Below are 18518 nucleotides of genomic sequence, written 5' to 3' on the forward strand. Positions count from 1 at the left end.
TTAGCTTTCCGTGTTTGGCACATAAAAGAACGACAGACGGATTATCGAAACCCAATAAATGGTTCGCACGCTCTTGTTGTATGGTGGAAATAATGGACTTAGTTGAGACAAGGCCGGATGCAATTGTGCCTGCCGAGTTAAGCCAACGGGAGCTGCTTTTCTTGATTGAAAGCAACTCTGAGTTTCTTCTGATTGTGGACGTTGCGAACCTGCCCGCTGTTCAGCTTCCGACAGGTAGCCGCCTTAATCGAGTTCTTATTCTCGAAGACCATCTTATCCTAGTGCAAACTGACGGCACATTAATTGTGCTGAAAAACGTGTTGGATGCCAATGTCTTGGTCCTCCTAGACGGAACCGGTGTACCCTTGGCACGGTTGATCGATGTCGCGACGCCTCAGTCTGAATGGGCGTTGCCGGATGATGCGCCGACCTTGCCGGTCCACTTTGTCATGAACCCAGGCGCAAGTTTGCCCGGTTCCGTTCAGGAAGATCCCATTCTGGTCAATGATCCTTTGATCGGGCTCCCCATAGTTAGGCTATTGCCTCCGACGGGCTACATTTGGGGGGGCGATGATCAGGTCAGATACGGTGCAGCCAGCGATGATACCGAATCTGCCCCCTTTGATGTGGATATCGTCCAGATCGCGCCGGTTGTGGCGTTGGAAACCGACGCCATTGTGGCTGTGCGCCCATCGCTTTTCTTCGACGTGATCTTTTCCAACCCCGCAAATGGTTCAGACAGCGCAACAACCCATTTTGAAATTCACAACCTTCCAATGGGCACGGCGGTTTCGGCAGGTGTGCTAAGCGCGCAGGCGGATGGCTCTTTGTCACTGTCATTTGACGGGAGCTACGCGTCTTTTTTGGATTTGCAGATATTTTTTCCGCCCGACTTCTCGACGGAAAGCCGCAGTGATATCTCGGTGGGCTCATTGCCTGCGACCCTTCAGGTCGAAACCATCACCGGCAATAGTCAGAACCTGTCGTTTGATGTGACGCTGCTGCCCGAAGGTGACGTGACAATCGACGACACTTTGCCGGACGCGGTGGCAGACGAAACCGATTCCGCGACTCTGCTGACCCCGTCGTCGCTTTTGCTGCCCAGCGTCACAGATGTGGATGGGTCTGAGAGTTTTGACAGCATCGTTCTGACAATCAGGGGACTGCCGGCCGGTATAGCTTTGTCCCAACTTGGCATAACGTTGCCATCCGGCGTGACCGCCAGCGTTGGGACAGATACCAGCAATGGTACAACCACCGTCATTTTTGATTTCAGTGCGGCGACCACGGCAACGGCATTGGACGCTTACCGCGCATTTGCACTGTCTTTGCCGGCAGATTTTTCCACAACCAACCGGTCCGATCTCAGTGATGGGTCAGTGGCTCTCCCCATTGCACTGCAGCTGGATGTGCAAACTGATGAGGACCATTTTCCCTCTGTGGATGGCCCTGTCGATGGCACGGCGACGGCTATCAGAAACGTCGACATCGAAGCGACCCCCGACATCGACCTGTCCGCGCCAACATTGTTGACTGTGGCCGAAGATGGTGGGGTGCAGAACATCTCTGTCGGCGTTCTGGCGGATTTGGGCATCAGCATCGCAATCACAGACGCGGACGGATCAGAAACAGCAGACACCCTCGATCCGCGCTTTGCGGCTTCGGTGACGATCGATTTTGTCGGTCTCCCACCGGGCACCACAGCGTCAGCCGGTATCTTGGACAATGGAACAAATCGATGGAGCGGCACCGTGGCGGAAGCGGAAGCGCTGTCGCTGTTTTTCCCGGGCAATTACAATGGTTCGATCCTGTCGACAATCGCAGTTACTACACCGGAGGGCACAGTAAGAACTGCGCAAGCAATTGTTGTAACGCCAACGCCTGACATCATCATTTCGGGCAGCGTTTATGCGGTCGAGACCGATGCACCGCTAGCCATTCGTCTGTCGGATTTCATCGACGTTTTGGTTACGGATCCCAGCGAAACTGTCGACGAACTTGAGCTATTGGTCGTGCGCTTGCCACCCGGGACATTCGCGGTAGATGGCAACGGAAACTCCATAGGGTCAAGCGCCCCTGCTGGCGATGGCACCTTCTTTCTGGATATTGTGGTCAGGCCATCAGACGGCATCGATCCTCGGGATGTCGAAATCATACTTCCAAAAGATTACTCCTCGGTGAGCCCCAACACACAGTTGGGCTCGGTGCTTTTGGTGACCACCTCTGACGGGCGTGAAGTGGGACAGATCCCCATCGTCATCGGCGCCGAAGGCGACCTCGTGCTCACTGATGCCGATCTGGTTTTAACCGAAACCGACGCGCCCGTTCGCTTCACCCCTTCGTCAAGCGTGTTGCCCGCAGTGAATGACATCGACGGCTCCGAGAGCATTTCGATGGTTGCGTTCGACATCGACAACCTGCCGACGGGAACCCGGTTTTCCACTGACAGTGGCGCGACATTTGTCAATGCTGGCGCTTCCATCAGTTTCACGGGGACGCTGAACCAGTATCTGGATCTCATGATCGAACTGCCGCGCGACTACTCGACCGAAAACCCGCTGACAGATCTGTTCGCCGAAGTGTCTGCGGTGACGGATGAAGGCGGCACGGGCACTGTCAGACTCGACATCACCGTTGACTTTGAACTCGACGTTTCCCTGACGTTGCCCCCGATCATCAACACGGTAGAAGACGCTGATGGCGTCGGGGTGTCCGTCGACCTCCAAATACAAGCGATGGCAACGGATCAGGATGGGTCCGAAGACAGCGCGACTGTGCGCATTTCATTTACGGACCTGCCATCTGGCGCTTCGGTGTCCACCGGCACGTTGAACAGCTTCTTGGGTATTTGGACAGGCACGATGGCGGAGGCGAACAGCCTTGCTCTCAACATTCCGGAAGATTTTTCCGGTACGATTGATTTGGACGTCACGATCCTCAGTCCGGAAGGCTCGCTGCAAAAATCGCAAACAATCGTCATTGCGCCCGCAGGGGACATCGTTTTTGACATTTCAGCCGCCAATTACGTCGAAACAGACGCCTATGTCACAGTTACACCCAGTGATCATTGGAACGCGCTTATTGCAGATTCCGATGGCGCTCTGCCGGTGGAGACTTTGGCTACGCTGACATTGACCTTGACTGGCCTGCCGCCCGGAGTACTCACGAGCAGCGTTCCAGTGAGCACGATTTCCTATGATCCAACCGCGGGGGGGGCGTTTCAGTTCACGGGTACCGAGGCGCAGTACGCGGCGCTCACGCTGCAATTCCCGCCGGACTTTTCGACGGTAAGCCCGTCGGCAGACGGATTGACAATCGATGGCACCTTGGCGGCGACTTCGTCTGAAGATGCGACAGGTCAATCTGCATCGGTGTCGCTTACGATTGCGGCGGAAGGCGATGTCCAAATTGATGACAGTCTGCCTGACACTGTGGCGGATGAAACCGATGCGCCCACATTGCTGGTGCCCTCGCAGCTGCTGCTGCCGCAAGTGACTGATCTGGACGGGTCAGAAAGCCTCGAAGAGATTGAACTCACGATCGAAGGGCTGCCGGCGGGGATCACCTTGGCCGCACTTGGGATCACTTTGCCTGCGGGGGCAACCAGTACAATCACAACAGATGCTGCCAATGGCAGCGAAACGCTTGTCATTTCGCTGAATGCCGCCGCTGTTGCGGATGTCGCTGCCGCCTACCAAGCCCTAAGCCTGTCGTTGCCGACGGATTTCTCCACCACAAACCGGAGCGACCTGACCAATGGTGATGTCAGCCTTCCTCTGAAACTCTCTCTGTTTGTCCAAACAGATGAAGATTTTTCTGCTGCCCTGGACACGCCGACTGACGGCACTGCATTGGCCACGCGTCTTGTGGAAATTGATTATGAGCTCGACGTTGCCCTCTCGGCACCGCCGCTGTTGCAAGCAAACGAGGATAGGGACGGGGCAGGGGTGTCCTTGGACTTGGGCATTTCGGTTGCCGCCACTGACATAGATGGGTCCGAGGACAGCACCACAGTCGAAATTGTATTCACCGGACTACCTACCTCAGCCGGTGTTTCCGAAGGCACGCTGGACGCTGCGACCGGGATTTGGCGCGGGACAATGGCCGAGGCCAATGCGCTGGAGCTGCAGCTTCCCCAAGATTACTCAGGAACGATCACGAGCGAAACAAGGGCCTTTTCCCCGGAGGGCACCACAAGCACGACGCAGACAATTGAGATTGCACCAACCGGAGACATCGCCCTCACGATCGCTGAACTGGTTGCTGCGGAAACCGACGCAACAGTCTTGGTGACGCCCTCAGCAAGTTGGATTGTATCCATATCTGACAGCGACGGAACCTTGCCGCAAGAGACGATTAATACAGTGACGCTCACGCTGCAGGACCTGCCGCCTGCGGTCGTGGCAAGCGGGGTTCCAGCTGCCACCGTTACTTATGATGCCTCCCTCGGTGGGCAATTGGTTTTTGTCGGAACGGAGGCGCAGTATCTGGCCCTGCGTCTTTCGTTCCCGACTGACTATTCGACAGAAAGCCCAAGTGCAGACGGCACAGTGATTTCGGGAACACTTGCGGCAACGTCCACAGAGGATGCAACCGGCGTGTCACAGGCCGTAACGCTGCGCATCACACCTGAGGGTGATGTAGAGATTGACGACAGTCTGCCCGATACTGTTGCCGATGAAACCGACGCTGTGACGCCGGTTCGCCCATCGGACCTTTTGCTGCCCAAAGTGACGGACCTGGACAGCTCGGAGAAGATCGAAAATCTGGTCCTGATCATTGACGGCCTGCCAGCCGGCTCCTCGCTGGCCTCGCTCAACATTACCGTGCCGACGGGTGGCTCTGCGAGTTTCTCTACCAGCGCAACCAACGGGTCCTCGACGCTCACACTGACACTAAATACAGCAGGCGTGACGGACGTTCTGGCGGCTTATCAGGCTTTTTCTCTTGAGCTTCCTGCAGATTTTTCAACGGCGAACCGCTCCGATCTGACCGACGGTACCACCGCGTTGGTTCTGCGTCTTGAGCTGCGTGTGCAAACGGACGAAGACCAGAATGTGCTCGACGATACGCTGATTGACGGAACCGCGACCGCTGAGCGGTTTGTGGACATTGATTTTGAGGCCGACATCGATCTGCAAGCGCCTGATCAATTGATGGTTCAAGAAGACAACGGCTCAACCAGCACACCATCCCCTGTAGATATTGATCTGCAACTCGACATCACCATCGATGATGCGGACGGGTCTGAAACCGCTGACCCGAGTGATCCGCGCTTTGCGGCGACGGTGAAGGTTACCTTTTTGAACCTGCCTGCAGGGGCCACAACCAATGGCGGAACATTGAACTCCGGAGTGTGGACAGGCACCGTTGCTGAGGCTAACGCTCTGGTCCTCACTGTTCCGGAAAACTACAACGGTATCATCAAGTCAATCATCGAAGTGACGACGCCAGAAGGATTTGCAACCAAAGGGCAAGTCATTGAAGTCACGCCTGTTCCTGATGTTGTCGTGACCGGTTTTATCGCGGTACAGGAAACCGACAGCAAGCTTTCAGTGGCTCTTCAGGACTTCATCGATGTGGTGGTTGGCGCGGGTGAAACCGTGTTGGATTTGACATTTGACCTTGATGGATTGCCGATTGGAACAGTTGTCCAAGACGCTGGCGGCAATACGATCGGGACTTTGACCCCTAGTGGCAGCGGGACAATCGATTTCTTTTACGAGTTTGATGGCAGCACTCCGTTCCCTACAGACCCGACAATTATTCTGCCACAGGATTATTCGACAACGTCTCCTTTGGTGGACTTGAACGCGGACATGAGCGTCACAACAGGAGATGGCACGGTAGCTGTGACGGTCCCGTTCTTCGTGCTTTTTGAGGGGGATATCACGACGCCAGATGCTAATCTGGATATTGCTGAAACAGATGCGCCAGTCGTTTTTTCTCCATTTGATCATGTTGTACCAACGGCGACTGACATCGACGGCTCCGAGGCGGTCGTTCAAGTTACCGTGCTGTCCTCAACCATGCCGCCGGGCGCACGGGTGTCCACCGACAACGGGCTGACGTTCTCCAACATTACCGGGGCTTTTCTGTTCTCCGGAACAATGGCGGAATACATGAACCTCGCTGTTGAACTGCCCGCGGACTTCTCCACCGAAAACCCTCCATCCAGCTTGTCGCTGGAGATCTTAGGCCTCACCAATGAGTTGGGCGTGGATGTGGGCGTTCTAAGCATTTCATTGTCGTCTGAAGGGGATCTTTCGGTTACAAACACCGGGCCTCTGGTCCTGACGGAGAATGATGCCGTTGGGGACGTCGACGAAGACACCACTACAGACGTGCCACAGACATTCCAGCTTTCCAGTATCATCGCCGGAACGGCGTCTGACGCTGATGGCTCAGAGTCGATCAGCAAGGTGGATGTGTCGATCACTGGTTTGCCGTCAGGAGCACGGTACTCGACAGATGGCGGTTTGGCCTACGCGATGGTTCCCGGCGGCGCGACGTTCATTCTGAACGGGTTGAACCCACCAGAATACACTGGTTTGATCTTCGAAGTCCCGGCCGATTTCGCAACAACGACGGACATCACGGGCTCTGTGACGTTTTTCACGGATGAGGCCAAAGTCCTTGTCGACACAGGTCCAAACGACGGCGTGGCGACCGAGACGTTCTCGGTCACAATTGAGACCGAGCGCGACGTCGCGATCACGGCTCAGGACATCACAGTGATCGAAGATTTGGGCGTCACCATTCCTTTGAATTTGGACGTTGATGTCACCGATACTGACGGATCAGAAAATTTGACGAGCGTCGGTGTTGACTTCTCTGACCTGCCTGTGGGCAACACCACGCTAACTGATGGCACCATCCTCAACGGGCCAACGGCAACGTGGAGCGGCAGCTTGGCCCAGCTTCAAGCGCTTGGCATTGCGTCATTGCCCGAGCATTTCAGCGGGATCGTTCAAGTCACCGTAAACGCGATCACAGATGAGGGCGGCGCGACTCCCACAACCGAAGACTTTGACATCAATGTCACGCCCGTCGCCGAACCGACTATCGCACTTTCAGTTGATGCATCCCCATCATCGGTCGAGCAAACCTCGGCGGATAACTTTATCGTCAAGGAAGACACAACTTTCCTGCTGACTATCTTGGCGCAGACCCCGGATCGAGACGGCTCTGAGCAGCTGACTCAGGTGACAATCGACAATGTGCCGCCCGGTTGGCTCAGGGCTGGGGACGGCGCTATAAATCTGGCGTTGTTTGAAGCGGGTGCCTCTGAAGTGGCGTCCGCATCTATTGCCGGATCCGTTCTGACCATTACCCTAAATGCAGATGTGCAGGTCTTTGATGCGGCGCTCCGGGTTTCCCCGACTGCAGATGATGATCGCGACGTCGCAACACTCACAGGCGATGATTTTGTGGCAACGGTGACCTCTGTTGATGCCGCAACAGGGCTCGCCTCGGACACGAAAACGGCATCGGATGGCGTCGACGTGGATGTCGATGCGGTGGCCGACGGCCTCTCCTATGATACCGATGACAAGCGCACCTCCGAGAAAACCGATGGCGCAAAAAACCTCAATATCGGGCTGAGCAACTTGGTCTTGGACGATAGTGATGGTTCCGAGGTTTTGAACGCCCTGTCGCTGACGATCACCGTTGCGACAGAAAGTGATGGCTACGATCCCTCCAACAGCGCTCACCTGCTGCTGCTGATTTCCAACAATGCTTTGTCAAAACTGGTCGACGTCACGCAAACCGGATCGACAGCAAACTCGGTCGACTACGATATTGAACCGCTGCCTGGCACCACTGCAGCCGAGTTCGCCGAGGCCTTAGAGCATTTGCGGATCACGGTGCCCCAGCATTTCAGCGGCATTCTCACGTTGGACGGTACGCTGAGCTGGTCTGAAACCACCACCGGCGATATCGAAACAGATCCGAGCGACAATCCGGCAACCTCGGTCTTTCAGATTGTCGAGGAAGTGCGCCCTGTAGTCGAGGCGGCCTTGTCCGCTCGGGTTTTTGTGAATTCCAGCACAGAAGTGGAGAGTGGCTCGCCCACAGCGGTTGCCGCCAGCGTACTGAACGGGGCGGTGGCCGGCAGCGACATCCTGACTTTGCTGGAAAGCACGGCGGATGGCACCGGTCCCGGTCAGGTCGATCTCTTTGTGAGCATAAACGCGTCGACGCCCGACCTGGACGGATCCGAGGAAGTCCAGACCATTACAATTGCAAACACACCAACAGATTGGATCGCCGATCACCTCAGCGGCACGACAGTTCTGCGCAGTGCCTTCTTCGCCTCCAACGGCACTAATCCGATTTCCGACGCGGAGTATGCCAAGATCAGCAGCGCGCAGTTTGATAGTGCGACGGGGATCATCACGATCGCCTTGAACGCTGACGTCACAAGTTTTGATGCGGCCCTGCAATTGCGTCCGTCGCTTTACGAAGATTATGATGTGGATCGCATTGCAGGGGACCCTTTCGCCTCGGTTGGCGATTTTTTTGGTGATGACCTTGTGATTTCGATCACGGTCGAGGACGACAACACCAATGAAACGCGGCAGGAAAACTCGGAAGCGAAGTTTGATGTTGATGTCGCGCCCGTGAACAATACGGCTTTGATCGCGACGCTTCCGGGAGGCAACGAACAGGTCATCGACGATGCCGGCGGTGTCTGGCAAATCCCGATCGACCCGCAGATTCAGGACACAGACGGGTCAGAAACCGTGACCGCCGTACTGATCCGCAAGGTGCCTGCCGGGCTCACTGTGTATGTGACCGACCCCAGCGATCCCACCGGACCAAAGATTCCAGCGCTTCTCAATGAGGTGGACACGCCACCCGGCTTCAACAGCTGGAGTTTAGAGAACGGCGAATGGACATCCGCAGAGCTTCAGGGAATTCCCACCCATTTCGCTGGCAATTTCCCTGTCGAATTTGTGATTGTCACCACGGAGGCGGATGGAAACCAGACCAGCACGACCACCCTTGATGTGGTGCTTTTTGTCGATCCCGTGATTGACGGTGGCAATCCCAATGAGTCTGCCAGCGGGTTTGAAGACACAGCCATTCAGGTGTCAATCGACGGCAACATCATAGACAATCTCAGCAATTCTCCGGAATCGCCCGAGGCCTTCCTTGATGTGGTTCTTGTCACCAATGTTCAGCCTGACAGTTTTGGGCGCTTGCCGACCTTTTTTGACGGCCCTCCTGCGGCGCATCCCATTGTTCCAAAAGGCTTTATCAATGTTATCCATCTGGCACCGGATGGGTCTCTCAAATTGACGCCGGCGCAAGCCGAAAACCTGTGGCTGATACCGGGCCAGGACAGCAACGAGACCATCGAGTTCGATCTTTCGGTGATTTATTACGAAACCATCGACCCCACACAGGTTACTCTGGCAACGGGAAAGGTCACCGTGGATGTAGTTGGGATCGCCGATGATCCCTTTGTCAGTGTTCAGGATCCCGATCCCACAAACGATCCCGGCACGTCTTTGACCGACGGGGACATCAACGCGATTTTTCGCCCGACCGAAATCGTTGATGGGGTCGCAAATGCGGATCGCGTTTTCGCTTATGCCGGATTTGATACCGCCCCCTTCGAATTGGACCAGCGGGTCAGAGAACTGGTGTTGAAATCCGGTTTCATCTTTACAGCGGGCATTTTTAAAAGTGCCGACCCGATGGAAGGCGTGATGACGGAAATCACGAAATCGGGCAATTTTGACGGTTCGGAAACACTCTATTATGTGATCACGGGGGTGGACCCGGCGACATCGTTTTTGGGCGCATCTCCCGTGGACGGCACCGGCGAAAGCTATGTCGTGACCGAGGCGCAGCTGGCAACGCTTGAGTTTGTTCCGGCTGATGTCTCCGAAGTCACCTATTACGACATGAAGCTTAATGCGATTGTTGTGGAAGACGATCAACCAATCGGTGGTTTGATCGGTACACCAGAAGAAATTCTTGCGCAGATCGATGGCTTTCCGGGCGGGAGCGTCACCACGCTCGATTTTTCGGTCATGGTGCTGCCGGACACAGGTGGTGGCGGTGGCAGCTGTACCCCAGAACAGGATCTTCCACTTCCCATTTTGGCGTTGGTTGGTAGCGGGGATGAGGACACCACCATCGAACTCAAGGTGCAGATCACTGCGGCACCGCCATTCTATTCAGATCTGAACGATTTGATTTCTTTGCCAAATGGGGTGTCTGGTAACTTTGGAATTGGCATCCATTTGCCGCCGGGAGCCAGCCTGTCCAGCGATCCACCCGGCGCGATTCTCTTCGATCCCATCACAGGTCTCTGGGTGATTGATCTTGCCAAGCTTGGGGTCGATGGCAGTGATCCAACCCTATCCGCGGGCAGCATTTTATTCACGCCGCCAGATCATGAGTCGAGCCCGAAAAACCCGTTTCCCACCGATGAAACCTTCGGAGCAGACGACCCCTATGATGGTCTCAACAGCCTGTCTTACGAGACGCTGCTCTACAATTTCACATGCGGGTCAACCACGTCTGGCTCAGGCAGCTTTTCCCTGACCATCAATCCAGTTGTGGATGGGCCGACTATTACCCTTCCATCCTCCAAATCCTTTGATGAGGACACCAACTACGCGCTTGATATCGGGATCACATCTCCAGACGGCGGCGAGCGTCCGTTTGGCGATGTATTCGTTGATCTTGATACCAGCGTAGGTGCATCGCTTCTGGATGGCGGCGGCACACCACTGACCGGTGTCGATCAGGGAGACGGCACAACGCGTTACACGCTGACATATGATCAGCTGACTGGATTGCAGTTGGTGCCGCCCACCCACTTCAGCGGAACGTTGCAGGTGGTAGTGACAGCGGCCTCCCAAGACATCGACAACAGCACCAAATCAACAAAAGTGACGGCAAATCTGGAGGTTATTCCTGTAGCCGACGATCCCACCTTCACGGTAGACACATCGGTGATCGATCCTGAAACAGGCTTGCCTTTTGTGGACCAGTCCGGCGGCACGCCTCGGATCACAGCGATTGAAGATGTGCCCTTCAACTTGGCCTCGGTGATCACTGCGGATAGCCCGGATCAGGATGGATCTGAGACCGTCACGATTGTTCTCTCCGGTGTGCCAAGCTATCTGAACGTGATCGGCCCATCCAATGGTGGCTTCATCAACAATGGCGACGGCAGCTACACAATTTCAGAGGCGGCCTTCCCACAAGTCTCCCTCGTGCTCTTGGATCAACACGCCCGGACGCCGGATTCTCTCGACCCTTCATTGCCGTCACAAATCCCACTGACTCTGACAGTCAACACGCTGGAACTCGCCAATTCCGATCAAGCCACAGGGTCGCAAGATTTCTTGTTTCGGGTGCGGCAGGATGCGGATACGCCATCTGTGACAGCCTCTGCTACGCCCACAACCGGTATCGAGGACTCAGGTAGTCCGTTCGCGCTGACCATCAGCGGTGAAACACCGGACCCGCATGAGACAGTCTCTTTTGAGATCACAGCACCGACCGGCGCGCGACTATTTGTTGGAGGGTCGGAAATCACGGCCAGCGGAGGCGTCTTCAGCATCCCCGGAACAGCCGTTGTTTCGGGCACGCCGAGCATCAACTATGTCTTTGAGCCGACAGGTGTGGTGACGTTTTTACCGCCCGAACATTTTGCTGGCATGGTGGATATTGAAGTGACCGCGATCTCTTCGGATGCGGATGGAATATTCCCAGACACCGAACGTTCAACTCCCGCCGATGTCGCTTTGGACATAACGGTTTCCCCCGACCTTGTAGTGACCGAGCTGATGCCGGCCATAGATCTGGATGAAACTGATCTGGCGGTGGAATTTGTGCCGTCAACTGGTTTTGACATTGATGTGCTTGATACCGACAGTTCGGAGTTCGTCGACAATGTTGACTACACCATCACAGGTGTGCCAGCGGGCACCCAATACCGTATCGGAACGGGTACGCCCGTGGACGCTTCGACCGATTTGACGTTTATCGGCAGCTTGGCCGATTTCCAGCAAATGACGGTGATCCTGCCACGAGACTTCGCCACCAATGGAACGCCATTGGCAGGAACGCTCACGGTCACCACCAACGAAGGAGGCAGCGACACCAGCAACTTCACAGTGGCGGTTTCTGGTGAGCTCGATTTGGACCTGCTCGTCGATGTGCAACCAGCCTCGGAGGTGCAGACTGGTGCGCCTTTGGTCGTGGATTTTGGTATTGATGCCACTGTGACGGATGTTCAGGCCATACAGTCTGAAACGCTAGAAAAAGTCACGGTTGCCTTTTCGTCTGCGCCGCCCGTCGGAACTGTGCCTTCCGCTGGCACGCTGACCGGCAGTCAGCTGGTTTTGACGCGTGGCGCGACCTCCCCGACAGATTTCGCCTTACTGGTCGCAGCCCTGTCGATCACGCTGCCCGTATCTTTTTCGGGAGTTTTGTCCGGTGACATCACGGTTGAGACAAACCACGGCGTTGCTCCCGCTGAAGCCTTTTCGGTGTCCATCAATGACCTGCCCGTCGTGTCCGGTCCGGTTGATCTTGCATCAACGGACACGACCCTCAGCACGACGTTTACAGAACTCCTGACAAATGCCAGCGATGCCACGCCGCCTCTGACAGTGGAAAACATCGTGGCAAATGAACCATTTGCCGTTGTGTCGGTCGTCGGCACCAATGTTGAGGTGAGCGTGCCCAATGCCTTTGTCGGGACTGTGCAGCTGACGTATGACGTTGTAGACAGCGGCGCTGGGCCCGGACGAACGTCGGCAACGGCGAATTTGGATTTTGATACATTGCAAATGGTGGCAAACGGTACGGACACCGGCCCTGACGGCGTGACGCGAGATTTGATGGATGATGTCACGGGCACCACGCTTGGCGGAGAAATCGCCAAAGGCACGTCGGGTGACGACGCAGTCATTCTGAACGGCACGCGTCCCTATCTGGCAATCGACGGGTTCGATTTGATGGGTGGGACGGACTTTGTAGATCTGAGCGCGTCATCTTCTTCCTTTGATGTGGTGCTTGGCGCCGGAAATGATATCGCCATCGGAGGGGCGGGCAACGACACGCTCTCAGGCGGGGCAGGCGTTGACACCCTGACGGGTGGCAGCGGTCAGGATGTTTTTGTTGTGACTGACCTGAGCACAACAGATCAGGTATTGGATTTCGAAGCCCCCACGGGCGCGATCGTAAAAACCGCGGTCGATCAGGTGGATCTCACCGCAGTTGTGGCGCTGAGCGCTGGCGAAAGTCTGGCAGACTTCGTCGGCTACAACAACGCCAATGGGCAGCTGTCCGTCAGCGGCAACAACGCCATGACGATTGAGTCATCAGCGGGTGTCTTCTCCAATGAGATCGAGGTGATTTTCACAAATGCGGCCGGCGCTCAAGAGACGGCCATAATCTAGAGGGCTACCGTTCCCTAAAAGCTTCCAGCCGCGCTTTTCGGAAGGGCTTTAACATGTAATCCAGCACGGTGCGCTCGCCAGTTCGCACATCGACCGTCGCAACCATTCCTGCCCGAATATCATGGGTTTCGCCGTTACGTGTGAGCACATTATCGTCCGTTTCCACAATCGCAGGGAAGTATATCTGTCCTGTGGCTTCATCCTGTTCGGCATCCGCACCAACTCGGACGACGCGACCCGGCAGGCTGCCGTATATCGTGAAGTCAAAGGATGTAAACTTTACGTCAGCAGGCAAATCTTCACGCACAAAGGCGACGTCCTCAGGGCGTAGTCGCGCCTCGATCTGCAGGCGTTCTTCTTGCGGCACAATACGCAGAAGCTCTTCGCCCGGTGCAACAACAGAACCGATCGTGCGCACATTAAGGACCGAAATTACCCCGGCAACGGGCGCCTTTAGCGCCGCACGCAAAACAACGTTGCTGGCGTTTTTTAAGCTCTCATCGATGATGCTCATTTGATTAAGTGTGTCAGAGCGTTCCACGCTGATTTCGGCCCGCCGTTGCAGGTGCAGCTCTTCCATACGCGCTTCCGCCTCGCGCAGAGCAGCCCGGGCTTGTTCGCGCCGACTGACCACACTGTCGAGTTCTTGCTTGCGTGCTGAGAGTTCACGTTCAATGGGAATAATTTGTGCACGCGGCACAACCTCGCTCTCGGTTTTTAAGGCGATCTCTTCATCCAATAGTTGGATGTTTTCTTCGATCCGCAGCAAGGCGGCTTCAGTCTCTTCAATCTCGCGTTGCCTCTGGTTTGCCTGTGCCTTCAGCACTTCGCGCTGACCAAAATGGCTGGCGAGGCGGGAGTTGAAAATAGCTTCTTCGCGCAAGGCCAGCGGACCTTCCGGATCGATGCCGAGATCCGAAAAATCGACGCGCTCTGCATCGTCCAACTCTGCCGACAGTCTGTTCGCGCGCACGGCGAGTGCGTTTTTTTGAGCGTTGAGCTCTCCGAGTGCCGCTGCCGCTTCAGTGTCATCAATGCGAATGAGGATTTGACCGGCGGCAACGGTCTCCCCTTCATTCACTAGAATGTCTCGTATGATGCCGCCGTCCAGGGTCTCCAACACGCGGGCCCGGCCTGATGGCACCACACGGCCTTCTGCAACCGCCACTTCTTCAAGCGTCGCTTGGCTGGCCCAAACCACCGCGCTTGCGGCCAGCAGACACACGGTCAGGAGCAAAAGGGTAAGAAGGCCAACACGGCGGCCGCGGCCGCCCGAAACTGGTCCCGTTGAGAAATCCCGCATGTGCCAATCAGCTTTGGACATTTTGCCCTCGCGACAATGCATCAAGCACTTGATCGCGGCGATCGTGCAGCTTAACCTTACCACTTTCCATCATCAGCACATTGTCCACCAGCTCCAACAGCGACAACCGATGGGTGGACACCACCAATGTCATCGGGCGCATGCGCAAAATGTTCCGTAACCGCTCAATGAAAAACGCTTCTGTGGCTGTGTCCATGGAGGATGTTGGCTCATCCAAAAGCAAGACTTTTGGCTCGCACAGCAAGGCTCTGGCCAATGCAATGAGCTGTCGTTGCCCACCGCTCAAATTTGCGCCGCGTTCTTCTATCGGCATCGAGAACCCCATCGGATGATCCGATGCCAATTTGTCCACACCGGTTAGGCGGGCAATGCGCACCACGTCTTCGACCTTGGCTTGAGGTACGCCAAAGGCGATGTTCTCGGCCAATGTGCCTGAAAACAGAACAGCGTCCTGCGCAACCAGCTGGACGTCTCGTCGCAAATTGGCCGGATGAATTTGCGCGATGTTTAACCCGTCAACAGTCAACAGGCCGTCGGTGGGAAGGTATAGCCCGCTCATCAGACGAACGAGACTGCTTTTGCCCGCACCAACCGGCCCAACGACTCCCAATGCTTCGCCGCCCTTCAGGGTGAATGTGATATCCTGCAATGCTGGAAGTGCGGCACCTGAATAGGTGAGGCCGACGTCCGAAAACACGACTTCGCCCCGCTCCAGCCGGGTCGATAACGCGTGCGGCTGCGGCGCGCTGTCTGACCCCATGCTCATCACCTGATTGAGGCTGCGTAACGTGGAAAAGGCAAAACTGCCCCGCACAAATAGGGAAGACAGCGCAGCAGTCGGTGCCAATGCGCGCCCCGACAGGATCATCGCCGCGATCACAGCCCCCATTGTGATGCTGCCTTCAAGTGCAAGATAGACGCCGATGATAACGATGCCCACCGATGACATCTGTTGGGCAAAGCTCGTGAATGTGGTCGTAAAAGTCGCGAGTTTTTTGCCGCGCTCATACACACGTGCGCTGTCAGCGACCTGCTGCTCCCATCGTGATTGCATCCGCCCCTGACCGGAAATGGCCTTCAGTGTTTCCAGTTCAGAAATGGCTTCAACCGCGACGGCATTTTTGACGCCGGACATTTGGCGCGATGCATTTGAGGCATTGCGCAGAGGAAAGAGAATGGCCAGCCCCAACAGCAATATCAGAACAAGCGCGATGGCTGGCGGCGCGGCAAGCATGCCACCGAGATAAGCGATAACCGCGATAAAGAAGACGCTGAAAACCAGATCAACCAGTGTGGCCAGCGTTTGGGAGGAAAAGAAGTCGCGCACCTGCTCATAATCTTTGAGCGTATTCACGAGGCGGCCGGTCGATTTCGCTCCGTCTTGCAAATGCAGATTGGACACATGTTGAAAAATGGCAGAGGAGACCGACAGATCCACATTGCGACTGACGTTGTCGACAATCGCAGCACGCATCCATTTCAGCAGGGCGTCAAAAATCAGTGCAATCGCAACGGCTGCAACCAACGACCAAAGCGTGATCAACGACGCAGTTGGGAACACCCGATCATAGACGTTCATTGTAAAAATAGGGGAGGCGAGCCCGAGCAAGTTGATCAACATGGCCGCCAAAGCCACCTGTAAGTACTCTGGCCAGAATTTGCGTGTAGTGCCCCAATACCAATGGCGCGCTCTCGTATAGGAGTTTTTCTGAGCTGCGGGTTGATCTACACGCAGCACCAATGCTGTGCCAAAATAGGCGTCCTTTAGCTCACTGACGTCGATCTCGATCGGCGCGCTTGATTTGGCTGGCCAAAATACCGTGGCGCGTTCCGCCTCCAATGTTTGCAAAACGCAAGCATCTAGTCCGCCCAGAAAGAGGACAGCCGGCAGGACGCCTTGGGAGATCGTGTCCAAAGGGGACCGTGTCAGCTGGGCACGATATCCCAACCGCTCCAATGCTTGGACAGCCAAATGGGGCGTCAATTGTCCGTCCGCACCAAGCGGCACGCCGCTGAGCAACGCTTCGACGCCTAAATCATGCCCGCGCAGCCGTAGGCATTCAGCAACGGAGGCTGCCAGCGGGTCCTTGGGTTCACGAGGTAAATTCCATTCCGATCTGTTCGCCGCGCGCGCCTGGGGAGCGATGCGAATGCGCGTCCTTTCTTTAGACTTGGATGAAATGGGATCTGCGATGGCGGGCCTCTGACAGCTAGTTTCCATTTTGGCCTAAGGATTTACGCCAATCCTTGAAAGCGCGGGCGTCCGATATGCCCTCAGGGCTCGTCTCGCTCAGTCCCGGCGCTCCAACAAACTCTGAGGCATAGGCCTGCGCATCTTCTGGTGGCGCGATCCCAAGTGTGGGCAGAAGCTTTCCAATTGAGGCAAGCAGGCGGTAGCGCGCATAGGTCGACAGGCTCCGTGCGTTGATCAAATTGGCTTCCGCCTGAAAAAGCGCACTTTGTGTGTTCAAAACGTCAAGAAGCGAGCGGCTTCCAACCGTAAACTCTACCTCATAAGACTCTCGCAATTCGCGGGACAGTTTCGCTTGCGCTTCTATGGTTTTCAACCGACGGTTTGCAGATTGCAAGGTGGCCCAGGACTGGCGCACCTCGGCTTCCACTTTCCTTGTACGCGCTAAAAGGCGGGCGCGACTTTCGCTTACACGCCGAATTTGTTCTTCACGCGCAGCGCGCTTAGTCTTGCCTTGAAATTCATATCTGAGCATCAGCCCGACACTTGCATCTTGCCGCCGCCCCTCAAAACCGCCGATGTTTTCGCCGAAACGTGCCTCTGCTTCGAGACTGAGGGTTGGCAAGGCATTGGAATTTACCCGCCGCATCAAAGCCTCGGCGGATCCCACATCTGACTGAGAGAACTTTATGACCGGGCTTTCGTTCCGCGTGGTCTTTAATGCGGCTTCCAGAGAGTGCGGCATCGAGCCGCCAATATTTGGTACATTGTGCAATTGCTTTGCTTCAATACCAACTGTGGCCAAGAAGAGTGTCTTAGTATCTTCCAGATTGAGTTCAAAATCGAGGATCGTGTCCTCGGCAAGAAGCACTCTTTCCTCTGCCTGTCGCACATCGCTAACGCCAATTACCCCACGGCGAAAGCCGTTCTCCAGGCGGCCAAAAACCTCTTGGTGATACGCAAGGTTGTCCTGTGCCAATTTCAAAAGGGCACTTGCTCGGAGAACGTCAGAATAGAGCCGTACAGCTTCAAGCGCCAAAACTTCTGAGCGTTCGAGAACGCGCATCGCTGCTGAGTCAATGCGATAAGCTTGATGCTCAATTTCCGACCGCGTTTCATAGCCGTCAAAGATCATCTGAGAAATTCGAGCCGACATATCGTAGCCGCCAAGTGTACTGTCAGACGCTCCAGCATCTGGAATAGAGTTGCCTCTGTTCTGGCTGTAGCCGGACCAGGCTTCCAACGAAACACGTGGCGTGCGAAAGCCACGAGCCTGTTCAAGCTCGAACTCAATGGCCTGTTTGTTGGCTTCTGCTGCCGATATTTCGGGGTGTGTTTCTATCACGTAAGTGATAGCGGCTTCTAACGTCAAGGCGCGTGCTTCATTTGCCACCAACACGGCCAAAGTCAAGTAGCCTAGGAAATTACGGATGCCTTCCAAATTCACAGACCCTATTTGAGTTGAAAAACAGTATTAAGAAGAGATTACATGATTGAACCAAGGCCGTCACTAGGTTACTTTTGCAAGACGAAAGCCATGACTATTGGGGTATTCATGCCGTTCAGG

At 55.5% G+C, this 18518-nt stretch carries 4 protein-coding genes; 1 reads left to right on the forward strand and 3 read right to left on the reverse strand.

Annotation, left to right across the window (positions count from 1 at the left end; all coding sequences use genetic code 11):
* Positions 1-92 precede the first annotated feature (92 nt).
* Complete coding sequence (locus SIB38_RS09755) at positions 93-13436, forward strand: hypothetical protein (protein ID WP_412551932.1); 13344 nt, start codon at positions 93-95, stop codon at positions 13434-13436.
* 4 nt (positions 13437-13440) lie between these two features.
* Here SIB38_RS09755 and SIB38_RS09760 read toward each other — a convergent pair whose 3' ends face one another.
* Genes SIB38_RS09760 through SIB38_RS09770 form a run of 3 tightly spaced genes read right to left on the reverse strand, consistent with a single transcriptional unit; the run spans position 13441 to position 18362 of the window.
* A complete protein-coding gene (locus tag SIB38_RS09760; protein WP_412551933.1) occupies positions 13441-14781 on the reverse strand; it encodes an HlyD family type I secretion periplasmic adaptor subunit in 1341 nt (446 codons plus the stop codon).
* Positions 14747-16981 carry a type I secretion system permease/ATPase gene (locus SIB38_RS09765; protein WP_412551934.1) on the reverse strand — a complete coding sequence of 745 codons (2235 nt, stop codon included), beginning with the start codon at positions 16979-16981 and terminating at the stop codon, positions 14747-14749. The genes SIB38_RS09760 and SIB38_RS09765 overlap by 35 nt, the downstream gene beginning before the upstream one ends.
* Entirely contained in the window at positions 16971-18362 is a 1392-nt protein-coding gene (locus SIB38_RS09770; RefSeq protein WP_412551935.1) for a TolC family outer membrane protein, read from the reverse strand. The genes SIB38_RS09765 and SIB38_RS09770 overlap by 11 nt, the downstream gene beginning before the upstream one ends.
* Positions 18363-18518 lie beyond the last annotated feature (156 nt).

This window comes from Shimia sp. MIT910701 (genome assembly GCF_047126315.1).
In the GTDB taxonomy this organism is placed as follows: Bacteria; Pseudomonadota; Alphaproteobacteria; order Rhodobacterales; family Rhodobacteraceae; genus Shimia.

Bases quoted from the DNA above. Each gene is read 5' to 3' on its own strand.
- SIB38_RS09760 (WP_412551933.1), bottom strand. From the start codon at position 14,781: ATGCATTGTCGCGAGGGCAAAATGTCCAAAGCTGATTGGCACATGCGG.
- SIB38_RS09765 (WP_412551934.1), bottom strand. From the start codon at position 16,981: ATGGAAACTAGCTGTCAGAGGCCCGCCATCGCAGATCCCATTTCATCC.
- SIB38_RS09755 (WP_412551932.1), top strand. From the start codon at position 93: ATGGACTTAGTTGAGACAAGGCCGGATGCAATTGTGCCTGCCGAGTTA.